Consider the following 24,173-nt stretch of genomic DNA (forward strand, 5'->3'; position numbering starts at 1 on the left):
TCGAATTAAAAGATTAGTTTCATACCTTCATGACTCGCCAAAAATCCTAACCTTTTATAAAAACGATGTGCCTCTTCACGTCGTTTATCGGTTGTTAATTGGACAAGACCACATTTCTCAAACTTCGAAATTGCAATCGCTTCTTTAAATAAGGCTTCTCCTACCCCTTTTCCACGGTAACTCTTATCGACACGTACCCCTTCTATTTGTGCTCGTTTCATCCCTTGTCTTGCTAAACCGGGAATGATCGTTAACTAAAGGCAGCCAATCACCGTTTGACCATCAATAGCTAAAATAATCTGATTTCCAACCTGTGCTTCAATTGCCGCAAATGCTTCATAATATTCAGCCGGCAATGGCTCTACATGATGTTCACGTTGGGACCCTAATTCATCATCGGCCAGTAAGCGAACAATGGCTGGTAAATCTTTTTCATTCGCTTTTCGAAAATTCATTTTAAAATTCACTCCTTCAGCACGAAAATATCACTATACATCACTGATTACTTTCTATTTAGATTTAAAAGACGCTTTTCTGGAAGACTCGTTATCAAGATAATCTATAAGACATAAGCTCTTTACTTCACTATCACTTATTGTTGCAATAGCTTGATATAATTCTTGCAACAATAACAATTCATCCCACAATTAATTCAAATTTTTTCTTCTATTTATAATGAAAAACACAACAATGCCGATGGCTACTACCACTGTAGCCCAAATATATATTTGACTTCGATTATGTTTACTACTTAAATCAACTTCTTCAATCGGAGGCTTTCCTTCTCCAAGCACTACCAAATCCTCCTGTGAAGAACTCAACACATCGGTACGATCACACATGATTGATACAAGTGATTTTGCCCGTACATTGTTGATTCGTTAGCATAAACCAAATATTCTTCTCTTTTTGTAAAATTATACCCACAGTCTCCACCACCTTGACCAGTGGTAATGATAATTTGTGATTGTTCAACACCCTTCCAGGTGTTCGTTACCCCAAAAAGAACTGATTTAGACGTATATCCGTTTAAACTCCGTCTCTCTTTTATATCAACAACTTTCCCACTAAATACGGCTTTTGAACGTTCAAATTCTTCCTCTACGCTTGGTAATTCTGCACACGAACAAGCACTTGTAATCGAAGGAAAAGAGCCTATTATTAAAATACCAACAAAAATGAAAGCAAGAAGTGGCATTGCCTTCTTCAAATTAATCATCTCAATCTCTCCCATAATCGCCTTGATTTAAATACATTTTTTTACAACCTTACACCTATATTAACATAAACACCCAGTTTTGTTCGGGTGTTCTCATTCTATTAAATGGCTCTAAAACGTAAAATGAGCGCCCATTCCTCAAGAATGGCGCCCTTTAATGGAATAAGACCTAAATCCACTCATTCCCATGTTCTGTAATGAATTTAATATCATTTTGATAATGTTCTAGATGCCCTTCATCTATCATCTTTTGAAAAGCAAGGTCACCTTCACAAGCTTTTCTTCTAATTGTTTTACATAACCCTTCTAATCGTAGCAATACCATCTCTAAATAACCTTCTTCAAATTCTTTACCGTAAGATTCAAAAAACAATTTAACTCTTCGTTTTATACGGTTAGAATGCTGGGATGAATCATAATATGCTTTTTCACCTATTTCAGTAAGATAAAATCTACTTAATGGTACACAAGTATAAAGAGTATAGGCTATGTCCCAAAGTCGTGGACCAGGTCCAACAACATCAAAATCAATAATACCTATTGGTCTTTCATTATTAAAAATAATGTTGTATATTGCAAAGTCATTATGGCAAAGTACCTCCCGTTGTTGTGGAGTATTATCTAATGATTGCCAACTATCATCAAATGAAAAATCACTCACAGAATCATGATAAAGACGAAGCATCTTCGCGATTTCTATTAAGACATCATTAGACCACATATACTTTTTTAATGGATAATTACCAGCTTCTCCTTCAATAAATGATAATATCTCTCTCCCTTTTTCATCGATACCTATGTATTTAGGTGCATAATTGAACCTTTTGCTTTCCAGATGTTTCAACAGTGCATGAATCCTTGTGCTATTTGACTTTAAATCTCGCCTAACTGTATTATCTGAACGATAAACTTTGGAGACGTTACCACCAGCTAACAATTCCTCATTTGAGCGATTAGACATTTAATACACCTCCTTGTCTTGTTCCATTAAACTGCCCTATTGCTTAATACCAATTATTTCAAATTATTTTTGACTAAAACAATTAATTTTTCAATAAAAAAGACACTTACCTTATAACAGATAAGCGCCCGATTGCTGAATAGTTGAAAATGCGAAAAAAACATGCATTGTTGCCTGTCTGAATATTTTCTTCAGTATCATATAAGGTTCGACCAGAGTATAGGCGCGAACCATGATTTGAAATATTTCGAACAGACTGTCATGTGTATTTTACATTCTGATCCATCATACTTATTCACTCTCTGTTCCTATATGATAAATATTCTAAGAATTTCTTGGACGCAAGGGAAAGTGATTTTTGCTCTCTCGTAGCTATACCAATATTTCTAAAAGCAGGAATTTCAAGCTCTTTCGCTATAATTTTGTGAGGAATTCGCTGTAAAATCAATTCTGGTAATATACTGATTCCAAGCCCATTTTCTACCATAGACATAATTGCATAATCATCCCATGTTGTAAAATTAACTTGCGGTGAAATATGATGCATCTCAAAAATTTCAGAGATTTCTGCTTTTGCTCCCTTTTCCAATAGCATAAACGGACTATTCAGTAAGTCGTTGATTGGAAACTTTTCGCAATTAGCAAGCGGATGATTTTGCGGAATCACTACCAGCAAACGGTCTTGCTCCAAAAAGATAGTTTCTAATTCTGCTTTTGCCGGTAGCCGCACAAATCCGAAGTCAACACGTCCATTTAGAATCCAGCTTTCAATTTCTGTATAATCACCAAGTAGAAGTTCAAAATCTATCTTTGGGTAATCCTTCTTAAAAATTCTAATAATGTTAGGGAGCCAATGGGTTGCTACACTAGAAAATGTCCCAATACGAATCATCCCAGTCTGCATATCGTGTAAGTCTTCGATCTGCCTCATTAAGAATTCATACTCATTACAGATTCTCTTTAATTGGGGCAGTAACTTTAAGCCATCCGAGGTTAAACTGATACCGGCACGTCCTCTTTCAAAAAGAGAAACCCCCCATTCCGTTTCTAAATCGCTAATCATACGACTGATCCCAGACTGTGTATAGTCCAATGCTTCGGCAGCTTTTGTAAAGCTACCGAATTCTACTACTTTTATAAATGCCATATATTTTTGGATATTCATACTCTTTTCCTTTTCCATCTGTTTTCGTCATGCATTTCATGATGAATATTCGTTTTTGTAATACATGTGAACATGATATGTTATTAATATCAAAAATTCAAGTTAGGAAAGGGATATAAAGATGTTTTTTGTGAGTGATATTATGAACAAATCACCAGATACCTATAAGTCTCCGCTACAAGAAATGGTCTACGAATCATTGACAATGTTACAGATTTCATTTGAACGAGTAAATACAGATGAAGCAATTTCGATGGAGGACTGTATCGAGATCAATCAAAAATTGGATATGAAAATGGTAAAAACGCTGTTCCTCTGCAATAGTAAAAAGACAAAGTTTTATTTATTTATAACTATCGCAAATAAGCCATTCAAATCAAAAGATTTTAGCAATACACTCGACATTTCACGCGTATCGTTTGCTCCTGCGGATCTGATGGAAAGTATTCTGGGTGTAAAAATCGGTGCTGCTACTGTATTTGGTGTTTTAATGGACAAGGAAAATCTTGTGCAGGTTGTTTTTGATAAGGATGTGCTTTTGGAAGAGTGGTATGGATGTAGCGATGGAACGACAACCGGATATATGAAGGTCAAAACAAAGCTGATCGTCAATAACTTCCTAACCTATGCAAAGCACATTCCGACAGTAATCGAAATGTAAAATTCAGAAAAAGAATGGTGATTAATTACTTTATTTTAAAAACAGGTTAATAATCTGCGAAATATAAGCTGTTTCGCAGATTATTAGGAGTAGACGATGAAATTTAAAAGGTTTAAAGGAGGGAAGTTTGTGGATCAAAAGCGATTATTACTAATTTATGGTTTAGTATTTTTTGTCACAGCAATTTGGGGACTTAATATGGTCATAATTAAAGTATTGGTGGAGGAATTACCTCCACAAACCATGACGGCATTTCGAATTATGATGGCTGGGATTACAGCATTAATCATAATCGTTATTGGAAAATCCTTTCGTCGTTTATCGAAAAGAGAATGGATTTATACACTACTTGGAATGTTATTTGGTGTCATTCTACATCACTTGCTTATAGCAGTAGGTTTAACAATGATTGATGCTTCGAATGCTTCTTTAATTCTTGCATTAGTTCCGCTTTCAACAGCAATACTCGCTGTCCTTTTTTTAGGTGAACAATTAACTAAATTGCGAACGATAGGTTTTATTCTTGCATTAACTGGTGTCTTTTTTATTCAAGGTGGTTCATTCAGTAATATGCAATTGTCTCAGGGAGAATTGATTTTATTTATTGCTATGTTCGTCCAAGCCATTAGTTTTATTTTTGTAAAAAAGGCAACAGCAACTCTTGATTCAAAACAGGTAACAACAATAATGTACTTATTAGGTTCAATAGGTTTGTTGATTATTAGTTTTATAACTGAACCTAAAGGATTCAATGAAATGACTTCAGCCTCTTTATTTATTCACTTTTTATTTATTGTGTCAGGGGTAGTGGCAACAGGTGTGGGGTATATAGTTTTTAATGCAGCGATTCAGCAGATAGGAGCAGGGAAAACAGTCATATTTAATAACTTTGTTCCTTTTTTTGGTCTTGTGTTCTCTGCACTTTTCTTAAATGAAACCATTACAGCTTCACAATTGATTGGATTTGTGTTTATTGTAGCTGGAGTTCTATTTGGGTCAGGTTATATTGAAAAACTATGGGCGAAAAAGCATAATCGGATTAATAATACAAAAAAGAGTGTAGGATAATATACACTTTTTCCTATATAAATCAGACTTAATTCTTCGACACGTTTAATATTCTATCTTTCTTGTCTATACTGCTCCTAAAAGAACAAATGAAGGAGCGGATTAAGATGGGAAAGGGACTTACAATTACAAATACCCATGGCTGGACGGTTGAACAACTTCAAATACATGAAAAAACCATTAAAAAAGCTTCTATGGCAAAGCGAGTGGCGGTCATTCGGCTCATTATGCAAGGGTATTATGCCATTCAAGTGGCCAAACTCTTAAACATCCATCGAGAAACGATTTCGAGCTACGTTCAGAAGTTTAATGATGGCGGAATGGACGCTTTATTACATCGTGATTATTCACCAGGTAAGCCTCCGTTTTTATCATCGGAAGAAGAACAGGAACTGCGCCGGATGCTTGAACACAGTACACCAGCTGAAGAAGGATACGGCTTCGAATCACGCTGGGATACTCGCATTTTAAAACATGTCATCGAAGATAAGTTCGCGATTACGATGTCCCGCAGTGGCATCGGCGATATGCTGAAGCGATGGGGATTTAGCTATACGCGTCCCACCTATACTCTGAAGCGTGCCAATCGCCAGAAACAGGAAGCCTTTCAACGAGAACTGAACATGGTGAAAAAAACATCTCAGACGATGTAATTCTGTTATACGAAGATGAGAGCCACATCCGGGATTATCAAACCTTACGTGCCACGTGGAGCGTCAAAGGAAAACAAAGACAAATCCCCACGCATGGTCATCATGCGACGGTGAGTTTATTTGGCTGCGTCAACATTCGAAACGGCGAATTTCTTTGTATGGAAACGAACCAGTGTAACGCTCAATCGTTTTACGCGTTTCTTCGCTATATATTGGCGCAATATGAGGATCGACACGTGGTCATGATTCTTGATAATGCCCGTATTCACCATGCGAAAATCTTAGAAGCCTTCTTGAAAGAAAATGAACATCGACTGACTCTTCTTTTTCTTCCTCCCTATTCTCCGCACCTAAATGCAGTGGAGCGTATTTGGGGATGGTTGAAAGAGAGCGTCATCGTCAATCGGTTCCATGCCACTCAGAAAGATATCCGAAAATCCGTGTCATCGTTTTTAGAGCACCTAGACCAGTTTCCTGAAAAAGTGCTTCAACGGATCGGATCGTTAGCTATGTCGGAATATTAATCGTGATTTATATAGATAAATCTGTCTATCATACTCACTTTCTTTAATGCTCTTCATGCATATTTTGATAATATTAAAAATTTTTACTGGATCCATAGAATCTAATACATCATAAGTGCTTTCTAGTTTGTATAATGACTGATTGTTGATAAAAAGGGATGGGATGCCTAAAAAATTCCCTAACACCTCTTTTTGTTACCATAACGCCCGAAAGCAGAAGTTAAAAATTTTTAGTTTCTTGCTCAATTAAAGCTACCCGTTGAACAAGACAATAAAATAACTTTTATAGTAGAATATTAGTATTTGCAAAAGGAGCCTCATTCTTATGAATATTTTAATTTTAGGTGCAACTGGACGAGTTGGAAGTCAAATAGTTACTTATGCCCTTCATGGAAGTCATCATGTTACTGTATTAGTTCGCACTCCAGAGAAGATTCAAATAAATAATGAAAATTTAACCATTATTGAAGGGAATGTTTTAAATAAAGATGATATCGTACGTGCAATGCATGGAATTGATGTAGTTATTAGTGCACTAAATACTGATGGCACAATCACTCTATCAGAAAGTATGCCACTTATTATCCAAGCAATGGAAAACGAAGGTATAAAACGAATAATAACTATAGGAACTGCGGGTATTATGCAAAGTAGAACCACGCCAAATTCTCTGCGTTATCAATCAAGTGAATCAAAGCAGAAGTCAACCCGTGCAGCGAAAGAACATCATAAAGTTTACGATATGCTCAAACAATCAACCCTGGAATGGACGATTGTCTGTCCTACGTACTTGCCGGATGGAGAAAGGGTAGGCAAATATCGAATAGACCGAAATTTTTTGCCAGAGGGTGGAGTTGAAATATCCGTACCGGATACAGCAGAATTTACATTTAGACAGATAAAAGCAAGCGATTATATAAAATCACGTGTAGGTATCGCCTACTAATAACATTCTTATACTACTTTCATATTGGATTTACCTCATTTTCCCTTATGTATATTCTATACAAATTTAGTTTACGTAAAAGTTCATTCTCGGAAGTTAGTTAAGATCTCTATTCCTAAAAACAAAGTTTTTTATCTACTCTTTATCATTTTCAATAACTTCTAGATCTACCTTATTAACAAAAAATATTTGAAAACGTATTCACATTTTTACCTTTTTCTGTTATATTGATGATTAAGTTAATAAACGGCCGGAGAATTGGAGATAGCCGAAAAGACATTTAAGGTAAATTCTATTAAATGTCTTTTCGGCTGTCTTTTTTTGCGGATAAAACTATATTAACTAGAAAAATAGATATAGGGGTGGTATTAAAATGTTAAAAATGTTTCAACCTGCTCAGCATGTCGATAGACTCCCAGAGCACAAGATTGACAAGGAATATAAAAGACTTCGTTTGCAAGTTTTCCTTGGAATTTTTATCGGTTATGCAGGTTACTATTTGGTCAGAAAAAACTTTAGCTTGGCTATGCCATATTTAACTGATATGGGATTTAGCAAGGGAGAATTAGGATTAGTGTTATCTGCTGTATCCATTGCCTATGGAATTAGTAAATTTGTTATGGGTACTGTTTCGGACCGAAGTAATCCGAGATATTTTCTAGCTGCAGGCCTAATACTTTCTGCTCTTATCAATGTAATTTTTGGATCTTTCTCATTTGTTACAACAAGTATTGCGATCATGTTTATATTGAACTTTATTAACGGTTGGGTTCAGGGAATGGGATGGCCAGCAAGTGGACGAACAATGGTACACTGGTTTTCGATAAATGAACGTGGAACGAAAATGTCTATTTGGAATGTTGCCCATAATGTTGGTGGTGGACTAATTGCCCCATTAGCAGGTATTGGAATTGCCCTCTTTGTGACTTGGAAAAGTACTTTCTTTTTCCCAGGCGTTATTGCGATTATTATTGCAATCATTGCATTTATTTTAATGAAAGATACCCCGCAGTCCGTTGGGCTACCTCCAATTGAGGAATATAAAAATGATTATCCTAAAAATGATACTGAAGACCGTGAGAAAGAGTTATCTACAAAAGAAATACTTTTTAAATATGTTTTAAATAATAAATTTTTATGGTATATCGCAATTGCTAACGTATTTGTTTACTTAGTACGCTACGGTGTTTTAGACTGGGCCCCAACTTATTTGACAGAAGAAAAAGGATATAGCCACAATGATTCTAGATGGGCATATTTTCTTTATGAATGGGCAGGTATTCCTGGAACAATTTTATGTGGTTGGATTAGTGATAAAGTGTTTAAGGGAAGACGTGCACCTGCTGGAATTATCTTTATGTTAGGTGTTTTAATAGCAATAGCTGTCTATTGGTTAAATCCTGCTGGAAACCCACTTGTAGATAATATTTCTCTAATTGCGATCGGATTCTTAATTTATGGTCCAGTTATGCTAATAGGTCTCCAGGCGTTAGATTTAGTGCCTAAAAAAGCTGCAGGTACAGCTGCAGGTCTTACCGGATTATTTGGTTATTTAGGAGGTTCTGTATTCGCAAGTATTGCAATGGGATATGTCGTTGATTTCGCTGGCTGGGGCGGTGGATTTATCATGCTTATCATCTCATCAGTTCTTTCCATTGTATTTCTTTCTTTAACTTGGAATTCTGGTAAAGCTACAAATTCTAATAAAGCTGAGGTAGCATAATAAAATTAGAGTTCTATATTAATCAGACTTAATTCTTCGACACGTTTAAATGCCTATCTTCCTGGTCTATACTACCAATGAGGGAGCGTCATCGCCAATCTGTTCTGTGCCACTCAAAAAGATATCTGAAAATCCGTCTCATCGTTTTTAGAGTACCTAGACCAGTTTCCTGAAAAAGTGCTTTAACGTATTGGTTCATTAGCTTTATCGGAATATTAATCGTGATTGATATAGTGCACATATTACCAAATTAATACAAAAGTATTTTTGTATAGTTCATACAAAGTTAGTTAACATATAATCGTTCTTAGCTACAATCAACAAAGCCTCAGATTCCTAGAATTTGAGGCTTCCACGTAAGAATAAGGATTAAAAGGTCTATAGACATAAAAAACGCATTATATACAAATATAAGACGTTTAAACCTATTCCACTGTTTAGATCCCCATAAATGAGAATTATCGGCAGTTAGTCCGCTAATGCTATCTGTTCATTTCTGAATGTATGTTTCTATAGAAATTCATACATTGGATAAAATAAAAAAAGCCACCTAAATAAGCAGCTTTCGATTTGTTCCTAGTTAAACTCCCCAGTTAGTTCAACAAAAAACGCATTAATCCATCAACTCTTTACCTGTTATTTTTCCATCATCATATGTCCAAACTCTATATTTTTTACCCTTAATAGTTACTACCATTGTAAATTCCCGATACCATTCTCCCCATTGCCCAAGACTATTTATCGATTCTACTTTGGTAATCTCAGAATGGTTGCTCAATAATTTTTCTTTAACGCTATTTAATCTCAACGTGGTGTAAAAGAAAATAGAACCATAAAGTAAAGCCCCCAACGTAACAATGGTAAGTAAAACTTTTAAAATCTTTTTCATAATTCCCCAGGCTCCTTAATGGTTTTTAACTGAAAAAATCTCTTATTTCATTATATACATAGAATAACTATATAGTAAGCAATAGTCGGTGCACTAACCTCCGTTTGCAACAAGATAGTCCACAAAAACACTCCTCTTGTTATCTTCAAAAGGAGTTCACATAAGTGAGCTTATAAGAAGCAAACTTACTTTTCTTTGGCATTCTTATTCTTTTCAAGCTCTTCACTAAAATACGACCAGTATCCAATTGCAATAAAACCAGCAATACCGGCTAAAGCTAAAATGACCTGTATGAAAAGATTCATTCTTTGCCTCCCTTTTAGTCACCATAAATCAAAAACGACTCATATTTAATAGTTTGTACGGAATATAGGCCAAGAGCAAAGAAACAAAAGCATAAGCAGTTACTCGTACCCATGATATTTTCGAAGAGGTTGGGTACTTTTATATAGGGGAATTAACTTCTTTTTTATTGACATAACTAGAATCCTGCATTTCCATCTTCTCAGGATTTAAGTTTTGTAAGATTTTAATCTGAAATTTATCGGCTATTCTAAACATAATTTTATAAATCAGGTATCCAAAACTAACACCTATAACATTACAAATTACATCATCAATATCAACTGTACGTCCCCATCCTCCTGCTAGTAGTTCAAAAAACTGAATAAATTCAATACTGGTTGATATAAAAAAACCTAGTAACACAGTATTTTTAAATTGTCTAAACTTATACGATAGTATTGGTACTAATACGCCTAGAGGCATTAACAATAAAATATTTCCTCCTACATTTCTGATAATTAGTCCAATCATAAACACGACATCGCCATCATAAGCTACACCTATTTGACTAATGTCTTTTAAAATTGATACAAATGGTACAAAATTTAAACCATACTTGATATGCTCTATATTAAAATCAATCCATAATGCCAATGGAAATAGAGTTACTGAAACAACCATAAGTATGTATAAAACAAAAAGAAATTTAATAACTTCTTTTAACGAATATACCGTTTTTGTATTTTTGTATTTTACCCTCAGAAAAATAACTCGTCCCACCAAATAACATATAACTCCAAGTACAATAATTACCCTCCCATTAATTAAATACAATGTTTTGCTCACTTCTTTCATGCATTATTGGTTTGCTATAATGGTATTTTATCACATTTATGGAAAAATAATGATGGGTGCTATATGCAAATCTAATTTACTTAACAGTTCCTCTCTGCAATCAACAAAAGCCTCAGATTCCTAGAATTTGAGGCTTTCCACGATAAATAATAGGGTTTTTATCTCTAAAATCGAAAAACGCCTTATACGCGAATATAAGGCGTTTAAAATCCATTTCAATGTTTAGGTCACCATAACTCAGGATTATAGGAAATCAAAAAAGTCTTAGATTGAACCTTCTAGCTTGTTCAACCAGTTATGCAGCCATTCTTTTGGCATTTTCACATTTGAGAAATCCACTTCTTGAAGTTCGGGCAAAGAATATGTGTTATTAAGAAACAGCTCCATTGAGCATCAATTTCCATTGCTACATCAATACTTATACCCTTATCGTATTCCCCGTTTTGAGTTCTCGTATCATCCCAATAATCCTTGCAATATTCATAACACCAATCTGCGAGCTCTTTATGAGAGATTTTATTATTTATCGTATCAAGAAGTAATCTTTTTAAATTATCTCTTGTAGGGTCTAGTGTATCTTGTTTAGCCATACTCACTCCACCTTGTCCTGTTGATTTTATCAAACCGTTTTAAGATCCTTTGTTACCATAACGTTCGATATCGGAACTAAAAACCTCTACCAAGTAATAAGAGCAACTATATAAGCAAGTAGAAAGAAACATGCTGCTAACCAAGAATGATAATATTCCTTCTCGTGTCGCCTGAACATCCACTCCTCTAACCCACGTAAAACATAAAGAATAAATATAAAAACAAATGATCCAAACACGGGGAGAACGGAAGGAAGAGAAAAAATAATTATAAAAAAAGAGATGAATAACACTATCTCAATAGCTACAAAAATCTTATTCCGGCCCTTAAAAACTTTAGAAAAACCTTTTTGTGGTTTTGTTTTAAGTTTTTTTCTCAAGAATGATTCAGTGGTCATATAAATAACAAAAAGAAGCAAAATATAAATAAAACCCATGATGTCCTCCCTCAACGACTTAAAAATTACTTCTAGTATCCAATTAATTATAACCAAGTTATGAAAACTTTGTTTTTATTCTCAATAATTATTAATCAATGTATACTTTATACAAATCTAGTTAACATAATGCTTCTTTTGAGAAATTGGCCATTGTGAAACCTAGTGTCGCCCAAGAGGTTTCACAATGACCGTTTTTATCGTTTATGCACAATTTTATACATCATTGATCAATCAACGTTTTCAGCTTCTGAAGAAGCCTGGCAGCTGCATAAAAAAGTGGGGTGTTATGCAATACCTTATTAGGGTAGCGTCAGGAAGATAACCGCATAATGTTGGCGAGACCCCAAATATAAAAAATCCCCATTTATCGGTGTTGTAAGCGAAAAATGGGGATTCGGTTACTACATTTTACTTTATAGTTAGTCTCTTACTAGGGATCCAGCCGAGATACGTGTAAAAATGGGTCATAGGCTTACTTTCATTTCCAAGTTGGCGTCCAGAGCAAAAACGCGAATTTTATACGCTAAACAAATACTCTACCTAAAAAAGCCGATTTCCTGTACATTCAAAGGAATCAACTTTTTATTTGTCTTATTCAATTCATGCGCCCAATAATTTAAGACAGCTATTTTCGGGTAAACAGATTTTTATTTATTATTTCCTCAAAATCTTATCCATCGCTTTTCCTTTTGCTAACTCATCGATCAGCTTATCCAAATAGCGAATTTCCTGCATAGTTGGTTCTTCAATGTCTTCCACTCGGACACCGCAGACCACACCTTTGATCAAAGTCCGTGAAGAATTGAGTTGGGGAGGTTCCGCAAAGAAGGTCTCAAAGTCTATCTGTTTTTCCAGTTGCGCTTCTAACTCTTCCTGGCTATACCCTGTCAACCAACGGATGATTTCATCGACTTCTGTTTTCGTACGTCCTTTTTTCTCCGCCTTCGCAACATAATGGGGATAGACACTTGCGACACTCATTGTATAGATCTTATGTTTGATCATGATACATCCTCCCTTTCTATCTGTTCAGTTATGAAGTTTTTTGAGGTTTCCATACGATTATCTGAATACCTAATTCACGCCATTAATTGGAAAAATCGTCAATCGCTTGAACAGCTAATTCTAATGCTTTCATCCTTCTTTCTAATAACGTTTTTTGTGGACTGCCAGCCTTTGACTTAGCATAAATGTTCTCAATTGATGGAAATAAACCAGTAAGAACATTACGAGCTTCTACTAGATCTTCCTGTGTGTAATGATGAGGTCTTTGATTCCAAACGTTTTCTAGCATGGCTAAGCCGATGGAAACAGCTTTGAGTCGCTTTTTTACTAAGGTGGTATTTGCGCCCTTCTGAGTCATCTGAGATAAGGCATTTTCGAGTTTACTGATTGTCGTTTGCAAAGATTTTATTGATTTCGCTTTATCTTCATTTGATACGTTCTCCATATTAATACTGTCCTTTCTTCGTCTTATAGTGATAGGTAAGCTTTTGAAGTTATCTCCAGCTTTCCCCCCACTTCACACCGTACAGGCGAGTTTCCCCGCATACGGCGTTCCAACTAATCCAACTCATTCAATATTTTTATGTATAGGCAAGATGAAATGTAGAATCAGATTGCTTCGTTCAGACATTGCTTACGCAATTTATTAACTTCTGTGAGTTGCTTTTCATTTAACTTGAGTGAGTTTAAAAGCACTTGTATTTTCTCTTGATCTCTCAAATGTATAAGAAGATGAACAGATTTGTGCAATATCGTTAAGTTTCCGTATGAATCATCTTTTGTGAGATGGTACGGTGTCTTATGATGACAATGCCAATCATTCAGTCCTAATTCAATTCCTGTAACAGCACATTTCCCGTATTGTGCGATAAATCGGCTAATCCGGTTATCGTTGTATTCGATGGAACGGCTCGGTATGAATTGTTTCATCACATGAGTGAGCGTTTGTTTATTAATCGCTCGCAAGTTTTGATGGATTTTATTTCTACCTACGGTAGTATAGTTACAGATAGTTTGAGAGAAGTTAAGATTCACCTTACAACGTTGGGCATGGATTGGGACAAGTACCATTTCTTTTATTTTGTAGAGCTTACATTCATATCCCTTATACCGTTTCTGTAAGGATTTTGTGAAGTCCTGAAACGTAGCTTCTTTTCTCAATTCTTTTAAACGATTGTATAACGCTTTATGAAGACGATTGTTCAGCTCAGTTAAATCATCTGTAATGTGTGACGCTGCAGAATAATAATTTTGGATTCCCATTATAACTGTATTAAAGCGCCAAACATTCTCGGCTGATTGGTGTTTCTGAATCGCTTTGATTGCTTGTTTTACCTTTATCTGTGCATTTTTGAGCGCTTTCTTTGTCATGTGTGAGCGAGCGACATAGAGAGTCCTTTTATTTGTCCTTTTCAGATGTGCTTTAAAACGAAAACCTAAAAACTCTGATGAGTTTTTCTTTAGGTTGACCACCTTTGATTTTTCTTCGCTAATTTCAAGACGAAGCCTCGTTTGAAGAAAATCCTTCACTGCATAATACATTTTAATTGCTTGTGAACGAGTGCGACAAAGGATTTTAAAGTCATCTGCATATCTCACGATGTAGCAATGTTTTAAATTCGATTGTTTCAACGCATTATATCTGCCAGCATACGATTTATATGGCTTTCGCGTTTCAAAACTTTCCCATTGATGACTGACCCACCAATCTAGTTCATTCAGTACGATGTTAGATAAGATGGGTGATAAAATACCACCTTGGGATGTGCCTTTCGTTGGGAAGCCTTCCCCAATAATTTCAGCCTTTAAAAGTCGTGAAATATGAAATAATGGAAAGCAGTGCCTTATCTCGAATGCCAAATGACCACATTTGTTTTAATAGTTTGGCATGGTCCACATTGTCGAAAAATCCTTTTATATCAACATCTACACAATGATATAAGCACGCCCGATTGATGAGCGTTTCAAATCTAGCTTTCGCATGATGAGTATTGCGATTCGGTCTAAAACCGTAGCTATGTTTATAAAATCTCGCTTCACAAATCGGCTCAAGCACTTGTAAGATACACTGTTGGAACAGCCTGTCCCAAATAGTCGGAATCCCCAAGGGGCGTGTTTTTCCATTTGCCTTAGGGATGAAGACCCTTCGAATGGCTTGAGGTGTATAGTGTTCAAACATTTGTTGTATCGTCGATACAACTTCTGATACAGATAGTTTCTTTAGATCTTCAATCGTTAATCCATCATATCCAGCCGTTTTACTGCCGGTATTTCGTTTAATATTCCGATAGGCTAACCGAATATTTTCATCAGATTGCATTAAATCGAGTAATCCATAAAAATTTTGACCATTAGCACTTTGAGCGTATAAAGAATCAAAATGATATTGCATATCATAATACTCATTGTGCCTCAGTTTTTTTCGTTTTAACAAGTTGGTGGCTCCTTTAGGAGCTGAACCTCTATTAGTCTTACAAGAACCTTATTAATCGTTTAAGAACTGCCTTGCATGGTTGAATGAATCTTTTATTAGTCTAGTGGCTATCCCTCCACGTTCATTACACGCTTCCACGGTACTGTGCCACCACTTTCACTGATATGAAGAATAGTTATACAGTCGCTAATCTCACGACTATTTTCCTTTTCAACGCTTCATCGAGAGTAAGCTCTCCACGTTATCAGCTTACAACGTTGAGTTATATCTATTATGGAACAAACTTAGGTGCTTCCTATGAGCCTGTTAGCCTTGCATGTGCCTGTAACACAAGATGGATTTTTATATTGTTGATTCTTACTCATCCACAGCTAACCCTACATTTAGTAGTAAATACATTTCTATATAACGCCAGTCTAGACCCGTACGTTCAGAAGTTCGTCAGCAATATACTTTCTTATTATATTTCATCGCATTCTCACCATATCTGTTCAACCCAAGCACCATGATTTACACCACCCCATCGGGTAGGCTTTCGTCAGCCGGACTGTTACGGTAAATTCTCACGCCTATTAGCCGAGCTTATAACACGCTATTTCGTACTAAACAGCGTGCTATTCGACGCAGGGGGAGCCTTTCAGAGCGTTACCTCCTCATTCGACTCCTCGACATAACCCTTCAGTTTTAGAAATCTAAAACTGCCTGACCTTTACCGAAATTGTGTGACCACATTTCATTTGAGTCAGGAACATTTCGCATCAAGAATCTGGCCCAATTCATTAAGTAGAGCGCATCTCTTGCTACAGAAAAGCGCCCTTTCCTGGAATAAGAAATTTATCATAGCTGCAACTATCAGCCCAAAAGTGTTGGGTCCTTTTTTGTATAGTGAGTGATAATAAAGCATTATCTAATTTGGGAAATCGAACCGTATAACATAGCCCTCGTTAATCAATCAAAAACTTTTTATTTACTTCATTTAAGTGTATACATTTATTATTACTTATTCGTTGTATACGCATAGGGAGGACAAATGATGAAACAAGAAAATATACTAGCCTCCTTCAATGGAATAACGTTCCTTTTTAAATAACTGCCCCTTTACTACAAGAAAAGGCAACCTTTATTTAGGAAGCCTCATAGTCTTAAATCGCTTATTTTTGTTTGTTATTCCACTCTTCAAATAAAATTCCATAAATCACATGGTCAACATAGTGATCGTATAGCCATTCTGCTTGTCTTATAATTCAAAAAGGCTTCAGAAAAAGATGAAGCCTAAATGATTGGGATGAAGCGGAGAATGGGGAGCATTTCCTCATGAAGCCTTCTATATGAGAATTCCAGCAAATAATGGGCCGAGCAAACAAGTTAACACAGCGGTTAAAGTCATCGTCACCGAACCGATAACCCCTTCACGCTCATCGTTTTTCATGGATTGGGTTACGCCCATAATATGAGATGAACAACCAAAACCGATTCCTTTTCCAATGAAATTCGTCACGCGGCTCCATTTCAACAGCACCGGACCGGTAATGACCCCGGTTATTCCCGCTATGACGACGAATGCCGCCGTTAAGGATGGGACACCTCCAATTTGTTGCGACACATCCATTGCAACCGGCATCGTCACTGATTTAGGTAAAGTCGTTAGAATGAGACTTTTATCCGTTCCGAACATGAACGAAATGGCTACATCACTTAAGATGGCTACAGTGGTTCCGACGAAAACCCCGCCGCTGATCGGTAATATATATTTCTTTAACATACAGCGCTGTTTATATAACGGAATCGCAAAGGCAACAATCCCCGGGCCAAGAAGCTTTGTAATCCAGCCTCCCCCCTCCTTCATATACGTTTCGTACGGTATGTGGAAAAACAGCAGCAGTAAGATCATAAGGGCAGTCGCCGTGAGCAGCGGGATGGTAAAGGGCGTAGGGAGCCATTTATAAAGCCGTTTACTCACCTTATACAACACAACAGTAAGAACAATCCAGCCGATTGTAATCAACATATTCATGATATTTTCTTTTCCTTTCTATTTGCAAGATATTGTCCGGTATGACCGGCAATGACAATGATTAAGAACGTACTAATAACGGTCGTGACAAATAAATTAACTCCTTTTTGCAAGAGAAACGAACCATAATCGATTAATCCGACAGTAGACGGCAGCAATAAAAACGGCATAACCGCCAAAAGCGTTTCTCCCCCCAATTCAAACCAGCGTAACGGAAGCAATTTCGCCGATAATAACCCAAACAACAAAAACATTCCGAGTAAACTCCCTGGAATTACGAGCTGAAAAGTTTGTTGAATCCACGTCCCTATTGCATAAAAAATCGATAATAGCCCAATTTGCAGGATGATTTTTCCTATTTTCAATTTCTTCATCTCCAAATATGTGAAGTTTTGAACATAACTTTTCAATTTCTTCTCAACGTACATCTTCTCTGCTTCATTTTGGTAACATCTGTTGTACGTTCATTATATAAAAGTCATCTGTCAGCATCTTCACTTTTGTAAAAGGATCTTACACACTTTCTGCATGAATTAATCGTTCAATGTAGAAAATCTCACAAATTTCTCACTTACTAGCATATAAACGTACCTTCAATTCCTTTTTGAAAGAGTTCTTTGCTTATCTAACCGATAGATTTGTTACCTCTTCTTACACAACACCTTTTATTCGTATTAAATGGGTATCGAATATCTACAGACAATCTAAAAGCATTTTGATCCCTATCTCAAAAAAAGAGTCAGTTCCAAAATATTGGGACTTTTTGTCGAAGGAATATTCCCCCTGTTTATGGAATTATTACACAAGAGATACTATATACATTTTACTTAATAAATCGACACAGTTTCCTTCGATTGTGGAACATTCATAATCGGCTATCCAGACCACTTGAATTTGCTCTCAAAGGTTAGGAAATTTGACATGGCCGTTCTTTGGGTATGTCGAATTTCCTAAATCGATCTATATAGATGAGGTGATTAAAATAGGCGCAGTGATATTCGTTTTAGTAGTCTTACTAGTCGCATTCCTTGTTCGTTTTTTATATCTAAATAAAAGAGATCAGGAAACATCATACTTTGAACCCAGTGTAAAGCTGACCATTTACGGCCATGTTCGTTTTGCAGACGGGATAAACAGTGACACCGTCTCCCGTATCGAATTATACAACGATAAAATTATGATTAGTAAAGCAGCCATTATTCCTCTCGCCAGAATCGAAAAAGCAGAATACTCCAAGGTAACAAAAAAGGAAACTGATGAAGACGGAAAAACACTCAACCGGCACTTTGGCCATTTAAAAATAGAGTATATCAATAAGAACAGACAGGCCTCCTTCATCCAGTGCGAGACGCCGAGGCCTAATCAATATCACTTTATGTCCCAATACGAACATATGAAAATGACCATCAATAACTTGATCGGCATTGGAAATCAGGAATCAGCAGGTCCCGCTCAAGAGCCGTATGAACTTTAGGAGCGTCTGATGGAAGGTCATTTATGTGAGGCAGATAACTTAGCTGATTTTTTCTCCTTTTCATTCATTATGATCAAAAAGAAGTTACTACTTTGAGCTAGCAATCACAAAACATCCTTAGAGTTCATGAACTCTAAGGATGTTTTGCAGTTTTCCGGCATTAACGAACCGTAAGCCCTCTGTTCTTTATTAATTTTCTCTTCAGTTACATTTCATTCCAGCTCTGTCTCATGAAATAAATATAATCCGTCGATACTCCCCGATGACCGATTTGTCTAAGCATGGCCGTGATGTTCCCTCGATGGTACGTTCCATGATTAACAAGATGTCGGATTACTTCCTCAACAGTATTCGTAAAAACATTACCGGTTGAATTTTGATAACTGATGGTTTGGGTGACATCACTGCCATTGATCAATTCATCAATGGCAGTATGTAATGTGTCAAAAGCTTTTTGGGCTTCTTCCGGTGTATGAATGGACAGCCGTTCCAACGCCTCACCCCCCATGCATCTCGACAGCCACAGAAAATCCACATCGTATATGTGTTGAATGGTATCGGCAATCGTCGGAAACACGCTTTGTATTTCTGTTTGATAATCTGTTGGGGGAAGCTCCATCAAATTCATTCCAAATCCATATGCACTTTAACAACTTCGCTCTCCTTATAAGATCACTTGCTCCAGCTACTTGAGGTAAATTCTGGCACTTCAAGTTTACCATAGGCCGCTTTCGATGATAAACCGTGCGAGCATATCATTTTTAATGTAACATAATACTATGTTATAATCGGGTTATGTTACATAGGAGGAACTACAATGAAAACCGTCGAAGCCATTAAAGATGAACAACAACTTCTATCCATGAAAGCATTTTTAAAGAGCCGCTCATCAAGGGACTATTGTTTATTATTGCTTGGAATTAATACAGGTATCCGCATCCATGACTTACTGCATTTACATGTCAAAGATGTGATGAGCGAATCCGGGGACATTCTTCACTATCTGCAATCCTCTATTTATACAAATCCTCCTGTTTACTTTAACGATCATGTTCGTGACTCTTTACGATCATGTATTCAAGAAGGGCTACTCCAATATGATGATTTTCTTTTTAAATCAAGAAAAACGAATGAGTCCATTACGCGCCAGCAAGCTTACCGAATTATCAATGAAGCAGCCAAACAATCAGGAATCAGCGGCCCAATCGGGACCCACACGCTTCGAAAAACATTCGGCTACCATGCGTATACAAAGGGAATCGCGATTTCGCTCATTCAAAAAAGGCTGCAGCACTCCACCCCTTCAGAAACACGTCAATATATCGGGGCAGCCAATCAACCATCCTTTCATATCAAGCTTGATGTCAATTTATAGAAAGTGAGTTGATCACCATGTTTGCGGATATTTTACACACGGACACATTTGTTTTACTGACAGCTATTCTCTTCATTATGGGTGTCTTGACGACGAAATTCTCTGCCCGATTGGGTGTCCCTGCCCTCGTTCTTTTTATGATGGTCGGAATGCTGATGGGAAGCGATGTATTAGGCATTATTTATTTCGACAGCGCCAGCACCGCCCAAATGATCGGGGTATTTGCCCTTGTGATCATTTTGTTTGAAGGCGGGCTTCAAACAAAATGGAGCACGCTTCGTCCCGTTATTCTTCCCTCCCTTTCTCTCGCCACCATCGGCGTTGTGTTAACATCAGGCATCGTCGCTGTTGCGGCAAAACTCATTCTTGATGTCGATTGGCTCGTTGCTGTACTATTTGGGGCCATTGTAGGATCCACAGATGCCGCTGCCGTATTTGCCGTCTTAAAAGGGCAAAATATTAAAGAACGGATCGGGACGACGCTGGAAGCAGAGTCGGGTTCCAATGATCCGATGGCTGTTTTTTTAACTATCGCAATGATTGAACTGATTACCGTTCCTGATGCCAATGTCCTGAAATTGATTGGCTCTTTCTTCGTTCAAATGGGCCTTGGGCTGCTGCTCGGCTTTCTGTTCGGTAAATTAGCGGTTGCCGCATTAAACCGCATCAATTTGGATTCAAGCGGGCTTTATCCTATTTTCGCCATCGCCTTCGCTTTACTCACATATGGAATCACGGCTTTTATGAAAGGAAGCGGGCTTCTTGCGGTATATGTATTGGCCATCATGATCGGCAATGCCGAAATTGCGTACCGCCATTCGATTTTCCGATTTTCAGAGGGGTTTGCCTGGATGATGCAAATCTTAATGTTTGTTATTTTAGGCCTTCTTATTTTTCCATCCGAACTCTTTACGTGGGACGTTTTCTCAAAAGGCATCCTTATTTCATTGATTTTAATGCTCATCGCCAGGCCAATCGCTGTGTTCCTGTCTACCATCAGCATGAATTATACGAAGAAGGAAAAATTATTTCTTTCTTGGGCAGGCTTAAAAGGTGCCGTGCCGATCGTTCTTGCCACCTTCCCGATGCTCGCACATGTTGAAGACAGTCAATTAATCTTCAATGTCGTCTTTTTCGTTGTACTGACGAGCTGCTTAATCCAAGGGGCGACCATTACGAATCTAGCGGATAAGCTCGGATTGACCGGTCCTCAAAAGGCCACTCCGATGCATTCGCTTGAGCTCGTTTCACTCGGAAAAGCTCAGGCGGAAATGATTGAATACGAAATGGAGGCAGACGCGGAAATCATCGGCAAAAAACTGCTCGATATCCCATTCCCTGACGGCGCCTTAGTCAACGCCATCATCCGGAACGACCGGCTCATTACACCTGATGGGAATACCGTCATTTGCCCGGGGGATTTCCTTTATATTCTCGCTTCAAAAAAGAGTAAACAGCCATTAAAACAGTTGTTGCAGAAGAAAAAAGAGCATAGGACAGATGAGACCATCGAGACTCAGTCTTCATCCGTATAAGAGAGAAATAAAAATATTTTAAGAAAAGAGAGAAAGAAATGACCGAACTTGCAAATGCCAACATTCAACACCGAAAATTATCCATCGCTAAAATCGTCAAGCGTGCTATAGCAATCACCATTGGGGCATTGCTTATGGCGACAGGACTTGAAATCTTCCTGGTCCCGAACCAAGTTATTGATGGCGGGATTACAGGGATTTCCATCATGCTTTCCCATCTTACCGGAATAAAACTTGGAATCTTTCTATTTATCTTAAACCTTCCATTCGTTTTCCTTGGATATAAACAGATTGGTAAAACGTTTGCCATTTCTACTGTCTTTGGCATTTTACTGTTATCGGTTTTTACCACTTTGTTCCACCCGATTCCTGCTTTTACCGATGATATCCTCCTTGCGACTTTCTTTGGAGGAATGGTTCTTGGAATCGGGATTGGACTGGTCATTCGCTACGGCGGAGCATTGGATGGCACGGAAATTCTCGCCATTCTCATTAACAAAAAAGTGCCTTTTTCTGTAGGTGAAATTGTCATGTTCTTTAACCTGTTTATTTTGAGCGCTGCAGGATTCGTATTCAGTTGGGATCGTGCCATGTACTCTATTTTAGCTTACGTGATTGCCTCAAAATCGATTGATGCCGTTGTGAAAGGAATGGAAGAATCGAAATCGGCCTGGATCATTAGTGATCAGCACAAAGAAATCGGGGATGCCATCAATGCCCGGTTAGGTCGCGGTGTTACCTATCTTCACGGTGAAGGCGCCTATACAGGGGACGATAAAAAGGTTGTTTTCTGTATCATCACCCGACTGGAAGAAGCAAAACTTAAAGGAATCGTCGAAGATTTAGACCCCTCTGCCTTTTTAGCCGTAGCAGATATTACGGAAGTACGCGGAGGACGATTTAAAAAGAGAGATATCCACTAATTCACTTATAAACGAAAAGGATGGGAGTAATATTACTCCCATCCTTTTCGTTTAATGACTATAAAACCTTCATTTCATTTGCGATAAATTCTACATCTGTCCCGATAATCACTTGAAGATCGGTTTTATTTAATTTGATGACACCCTTTGCCCCCAGCTGTTTTAAGGCCGCTTCATCAATTGCGTTCATATCTTTTACTTGGAGACGTAAACGAGTGACACAATTGTCCAGGTTGGCAAGGTTCTCTTTTCCGCCAAGCGCCGTTAAATATTGCTTGGCCAATTCCATATGCTGAACGCTTCCGTTTGTGCCCGCATCCCCTTCAAAGCCGACAACAACATCTTCTCGTCCAGGCGTTTTAATGTCCAGCTTTACAATTAAGAAATAGAAAAGAACAAAATAGATAACCGCATAAATGATTCCAATGAACGCCAGCAGAAGAGGCTTTTGCGCAATCCCGAAGTTTAAGAAGTAATCAATCGCGCCCGCTGAGAAACCGAAACCGTGATGGATGTCCAGCGCTACAGCAAGTCCCATCGAAATACCGGTTAAAACTGCGTGAATTCCGTATAATACCGGTGCAATGAACATGAACAAGAATTCAATCGGTTCTGTAATCCCTGTTAAAAAGGAAGTGAACGCCAAGCCAATCAGCATACCCGTTACGGCTTTTCGTCTTTCTTTTTTCGCCGCTGCAATCATCGCAAATGCCGCTGCCGGCAGCCCAAACATCATAACCGGGAAGAAACCTGACATGAACACTCCCGCTGTCGGATCGCCTGCAAAGAAACGATTTAAGTCGCCTGTTGCGCCATTGTACTCACCGAATACGAACCATACTAAACTGTTTAATACGTGGTGTAACCCAATTGGAATCAGCAGTCGGTTCAACAATCCAAAAACCCCTGCCCCTAATGCGCCGGCACCCGTAATCCAGTCACCAACGGCGTTGATGCCCGATTGGATCGGAGGCCAAATCACTCCGAACAGTCCCGCCAAAATTAACATGACAACAGCTGTGACAATTGGAACGAAACGCTTTCCGGCAAAGAAACCGAGCCATTCCGGCATTTTAATGTTATGAAAACGGTTATATAAAAGACCGGCAACGACCCCTGAGATAATTCCGCCCAAAATCGCCATATTAATATCCTCATTAATGGCAGCGGTACCTTTTGTCAGAACAAAATATCCCACCGCTCCGGCCAGAGCGGCTGCACCATTTCCATCTTTCGCTAATCCAACAGCAATACCAAGAGCAAACAGTAACGCCAAGTTGGCAAACACTGCATCTCCCGCAGCTGCCATAAAAGGTATATTCAATAAATCTTTTTGACCTAATCGAAGCAATAATGCCGCCGCCGGCAATACGGCGATTGGCAGCATTAACGCTTTCCCAATTCGTTGTAGAAACCCTAACATCGTAAGGACTC

At 37.7% G+C, this 24,173-nt stretch carries 24 protein-coding genes and 3 pseudogenes; 10 read left to right on the forward strand and 17 right to left on the reverse strand.

Going from position 1 to position 24,173, the window contains the following annotated elements; translation table 11 throughout:
* Nucleotides 1–5 precede the first annotated feature (5 nt).
* From BK575_RS15330 to BK575_RS15345, 5 genes and pseudogenes are all read right to left on the reverse strand, one after another.
* Nucleotides 6–455 (reverse strand): annotated as a pseudogene (locus tag BK575_RS15330) (N-acetyltransferase family protein).
* Between the two features lie 192 nt (nt 456–647).
* Nucleotides 648–794, reverse strand: coding sequence for a hypothetical protein (locus BK575_RS28680; protein WP_169907835.1), 147 nt, complete (start codon nt 792–794; stop codon nt 648–650).
* Between the two features lie 23 nt (nt 795–817).
* Nucleotides 818–1,219: a hypothetical protein gene (locus BK575_RS15335; RefSeq protein WP_078411290.1), complete on the reverse strand. Its 402-nt coding sequence runs from the start codon at nt 1,217–1,219 to the stop codon at nt 818–820.
* Between the two features lie 169 nt (nt 1,220–1,388).
* The gene (locus tag BK575_RS15340; RefSeq protein WP_078411292.1) at nt 1,389–2,180 is read right to left on the reverse strand and encodes a phosphotransferase; all 792 of its coding nucleotides are present in this window, start codon (nt 2,178–2,180) and stop codon (nt 1,389–1,391) included.
* Nucleotides 2,181–2,475: 295 nt separating this feature from the next.
* Nucleotides 2,476–3,345 (reverse strand): LysR family transcriptional regulator, encoded by an 870-nt coding sequence (locus tag BK575_RS15345; protein WP_078411294.1) that lies wholly within the window; start codon nt 3,343–3,345, stop codon nt 2,476–2,478.
* Nucleotides 3,346–3,466: 121 nt separating this feature from the next.
* On the opposite strand from BK575_RS15345, the gene BK575_RS15350 reads away from it, so the two are divergent.
* From BK575_RS15350 to glpT, 6 genes are all read left to right on the forward strand, one after another.
* Entirely contained in the window at nt 3,467–4,006 is a 540-nt protein-coding gene (locus BK575_RS15350; protein WP_078411296.1) for a prolyl-tRNA synthetase associated domain-containing protein, read from the forward strand.
* Nucleotides 4,007–4,135: 129 nt separating this feature from the next.
* Nucleotides 4,136–5,074, forward strand: coding sequence for a DMT family transporter (locus BK575_RS15355; protein ID WP_078414810.1), 939 nt, complete (start codon nt 4,136–4,138; stop codon nt 5,072–5,074).
* Nucleotides 5,075–5,181: 107 nt separating this feature from the next.
* Nucleotides 5,182–5,727: a helix-turn-helix domain-containing protein gene (locus tag BK575_RS29105; protein ID WP_078411298.1), complete on the forward strand. Its 546-nt coding sequence runs from the start codon at nt 5,182–5,184 to the stop codon at nt 5,725–5,727.
* Nucleotides 5,728–5,753: 26 nt separating this feature from the next.
* Nucleotides 5,754–6,251: an IS630 family transposase gene (locus BK575_RS29110; RefSeq protein WP_235867491.1), complete on the forward strand. Its 498-nt coding sequence runs from the start codon at nt 5,754–5,756 to the stop codon at nt 6,249–6,251.
* A gap of 325 nt (nt 6,252–6,576) precedes the next feature.
* Nucleotides 6,577–7,197: an NAD(P)-dependent oxidoreductase gene (locus BK575_RS15370; protein WP_078411302.1), complete on the forward strand. Its 621-nt coding sequence runs from the start codon at nt 6,577–6,579 to the stop codon at nt 7,195–7,197.
* Between the two features lie 373 nt (nt 7,198–7,570).
* Nucleotides 7,571–8,920: a glycerol-3-phosphate transporter gene (gene glpT, locus BK575_RS15375; RefSeq protein WP_078411304.1), complete on the forward strand. Its 1,350-nt coding sequence runs from the start codon at nt 7,571–7,573 to the stop codon at nt 8,918–8,920.
* Nucleotides 8,921–9,533: 613 nt separating this feature from the next.
* Here glpT and BK575_RS15380 read toward each other — a convergent pair.
* The 10 genes and pseudogenes from BK575_RS15380 to BK575_RS15425 form a co-directional block, all read right to left on the reverse strand.
* Nucleotides 9,534–9,809, reverse strand: a complete 276-nt coding sequence (locus tag BK575_RS15380) for a hypothetical protein (RefSeq protein ID WP_078411306.1) — start codon at nt 9,807–9,809, stop codon at nt 9,534–9,536.
* Nucleotides 9,810–10,253: 444 nt separating this feature from the next.
* Nucleotides 10,254–10,928 carry a VanZ family protein gene (locus tag BK575_RS15385; protein ID WP_078411308.1) on the reverse strand — a complete coding sequence of 225 codons (675 nt, stop codon included), beginning with the start codon at nt 10,926–10,928 and terminating at the stop codon, nt 10,254–10,256.
* Nucleotides 10,929–11,269: 341 nt separating this feature from the next.
* Nucleotides 11,270–11,539, reverse strand: a complete 270-nt coding sequence (locus tag BK575_RS15390) for a hypothetical protein (protein ID WP_078411310.1) — start codon at nt 11,537–11,539, stop codon at nt 11,270–11,272.
* An 86-nt stretch (nt 11,540–11,625) separates the two neighbouring features.
* Nucleotides 11,626–11,976: a DUF4181 domain-containing protein gene (locus BK575_RS15395; protein ID WP_078411312.1), complete on the reverse strand. Its 351-nt coding sequence runs from the start codon at nt 11,974–11,976 to the stop codon at nt 11,626–11,628.
* Between the two features lie 657 nt (nt 11,977–12,633).
* A complete protein-coding gene (locus tag BK575_RS15400; RefSeq protein WP_078411314.1) occupies nt 12,634–12,984 on the reverse strand; it encodes a DUF2200 domain-containing protein in 351 nt (116 codons plus the stop codon).
* A gap of 82 nt (nt 12,985–13,066) precedes the next feature.
* Nucleotides 13,067–13,429, reverse strand: coding sequence for a hypothetical protein (locus BK575_RS15405; protein WP_078411316.1), 363 nt, complete (start codon nt 13,427–13,429; stop codon nt 13,067–13,069).
* A 164-nt stretch (nt 13,430–13,593) separates the two neighbouring features.
* Nucleotides 13,594–15,418, reverse strand: a pseudogene (ltrA, locus tag BK575_RS15410) (group II intron reverse transcriptase/maturase).
* A 1,151-nt stretch (nt 15,419–16,569) separates the two neighbouring features.
* Nucleotides 16,570–16,659: pseudogene (locus tag BK575_RS29495) on the reverse strand (GNAT family N-acetyltransferase); the annotation flags it as partial.
* Between the two features lie 83 nt (nt 16,660–16,742).
* Complete coding sequence (locus BK575_RS15420) at nt 16,743–17,432, reverse strand: LrgB family protein (RefSeq protein ID WP_078411318.1); 690 nt, start codon at nt 17,430–17,432, stop codon at nt 16,743–16,745.
* Nucleotides 17,429–17,797 carry a CidA/LrgA family holin-like protein gene (locus BK575_RS15425; protein WP_078414811.1) on the reverse strand — a complete coding sequence of 123 codons (369 nt, stop codon included), beginning with the start codon at nt 17,795–17,797 and terminating at the stop codon, nt 17,429–17,431. The genes BK575_RS15420 and BK575_RS15425 overlap by 4 nt, the downstream gene beginning before the upstream one ends.
* A 551-nt stretch (nt 17,798–18,348) precedes the next feature.
* Here BK575_RS15425 and BK575_RS15430 point away from each other — a divergent pair.
* Nucleotides 18,349–18,906, forward strand: a complete 558-nt coding sequence (locus BK575_RS15430; protein ID WP_078411320.1) for a hypothetical protein — start codon at nt 18,349–18,351, stop codon at nt 18,904–18,906.
* A gap of 205 nt (nt 18,907–19,111) precedes the next feature.
* Here the strand turns inward: BK575_RS15430 and BK575_RS15435 are convergent, their stop codons facing one another.
* Complete coding sequence (locus BK575_RS15435) at nt 19,112–19,525, reverse strand: DinB family protein (protein WP_169907837.1); 414 nt, start codon at nt 19,523–19,525, stop codon at nt 19,112–19,114.
* Between the two features lie 198 nt (nt 19,526–19,723).
* On the opposite strand from BK575_RS15435, the gene BK575_RS15440 reads away from it, so the two are divergent.
* Genes BK575_RS15440 through BK575_RS15450 form a run of 3 tightly spaced genes read left to right on the forward strand, consistent with a single transcriptional unit; the run spans nt 19,724 to nt 22,739 of the window.
* On the forward strand, nt 19,724–20,281 hold the full coding sequence (locus BK575_RS15440; RefSeq protein WP_078411324.1) for a tyrosine-type recombinase/integrase: 558 nt from the start codon (nt 19,724–19,726) through the stop codon (nt 20,279–20,281).
* A 17-nt stretch (nt 20,282–20,298) separates the two neighbouring features.
* Nucleotides 20,299–21,816: a potassium/proton antiporter gene (locus BK575_RS15445; RefSeq protein WP_078411326.1), complete on the forward strand. Its 1,518-nt coding sequence runs from the start codon at nt 20,299–20,301 to the stop codon at nt 21,814–21,816.
* A gap of 38 nt (nt 21,817–21,854) precedes the next feature.
* A complete protein-coding gene (locus BK575_RS15450) occupies nt 21,855–22,739 on the forward strand; it encodes a YitT family protein (protein ID WP_078411328.1) in 885 nt (294 codons plus the stop codon).
* A gap of 58 nt (nt 22,740–22,797) precedes the next feature.
* On the opposite strand, the gene nagE is transcribed toward BK575_RS15450, so the two are convergent.
* Nucleotides 22,798–24,162: an N-acetylglucosamine-specific PTS transporter subunit IIBC gene (gene nagE / locus BK575_RS15455; RefSeq protein WP_078411330.1), complete on the reverse strand. Its 1,365-nt coding sequence runs from the start codon at nt 24,160–24,162 to the stop codon at nt 22,798–22,800.
* Nucleotides 24,163–24,173: the final 11 nt, after the last annotated feature.

Source organism: Priestia abyssalis, assembly GCF_002019595.1.
GTDB classification, from domain to species: Bacteria; Bacillota; Bacilli; order Bacillales; family Bacillaceae_H; genus Bacillus_BA; species Bacillus_BA abyssalis.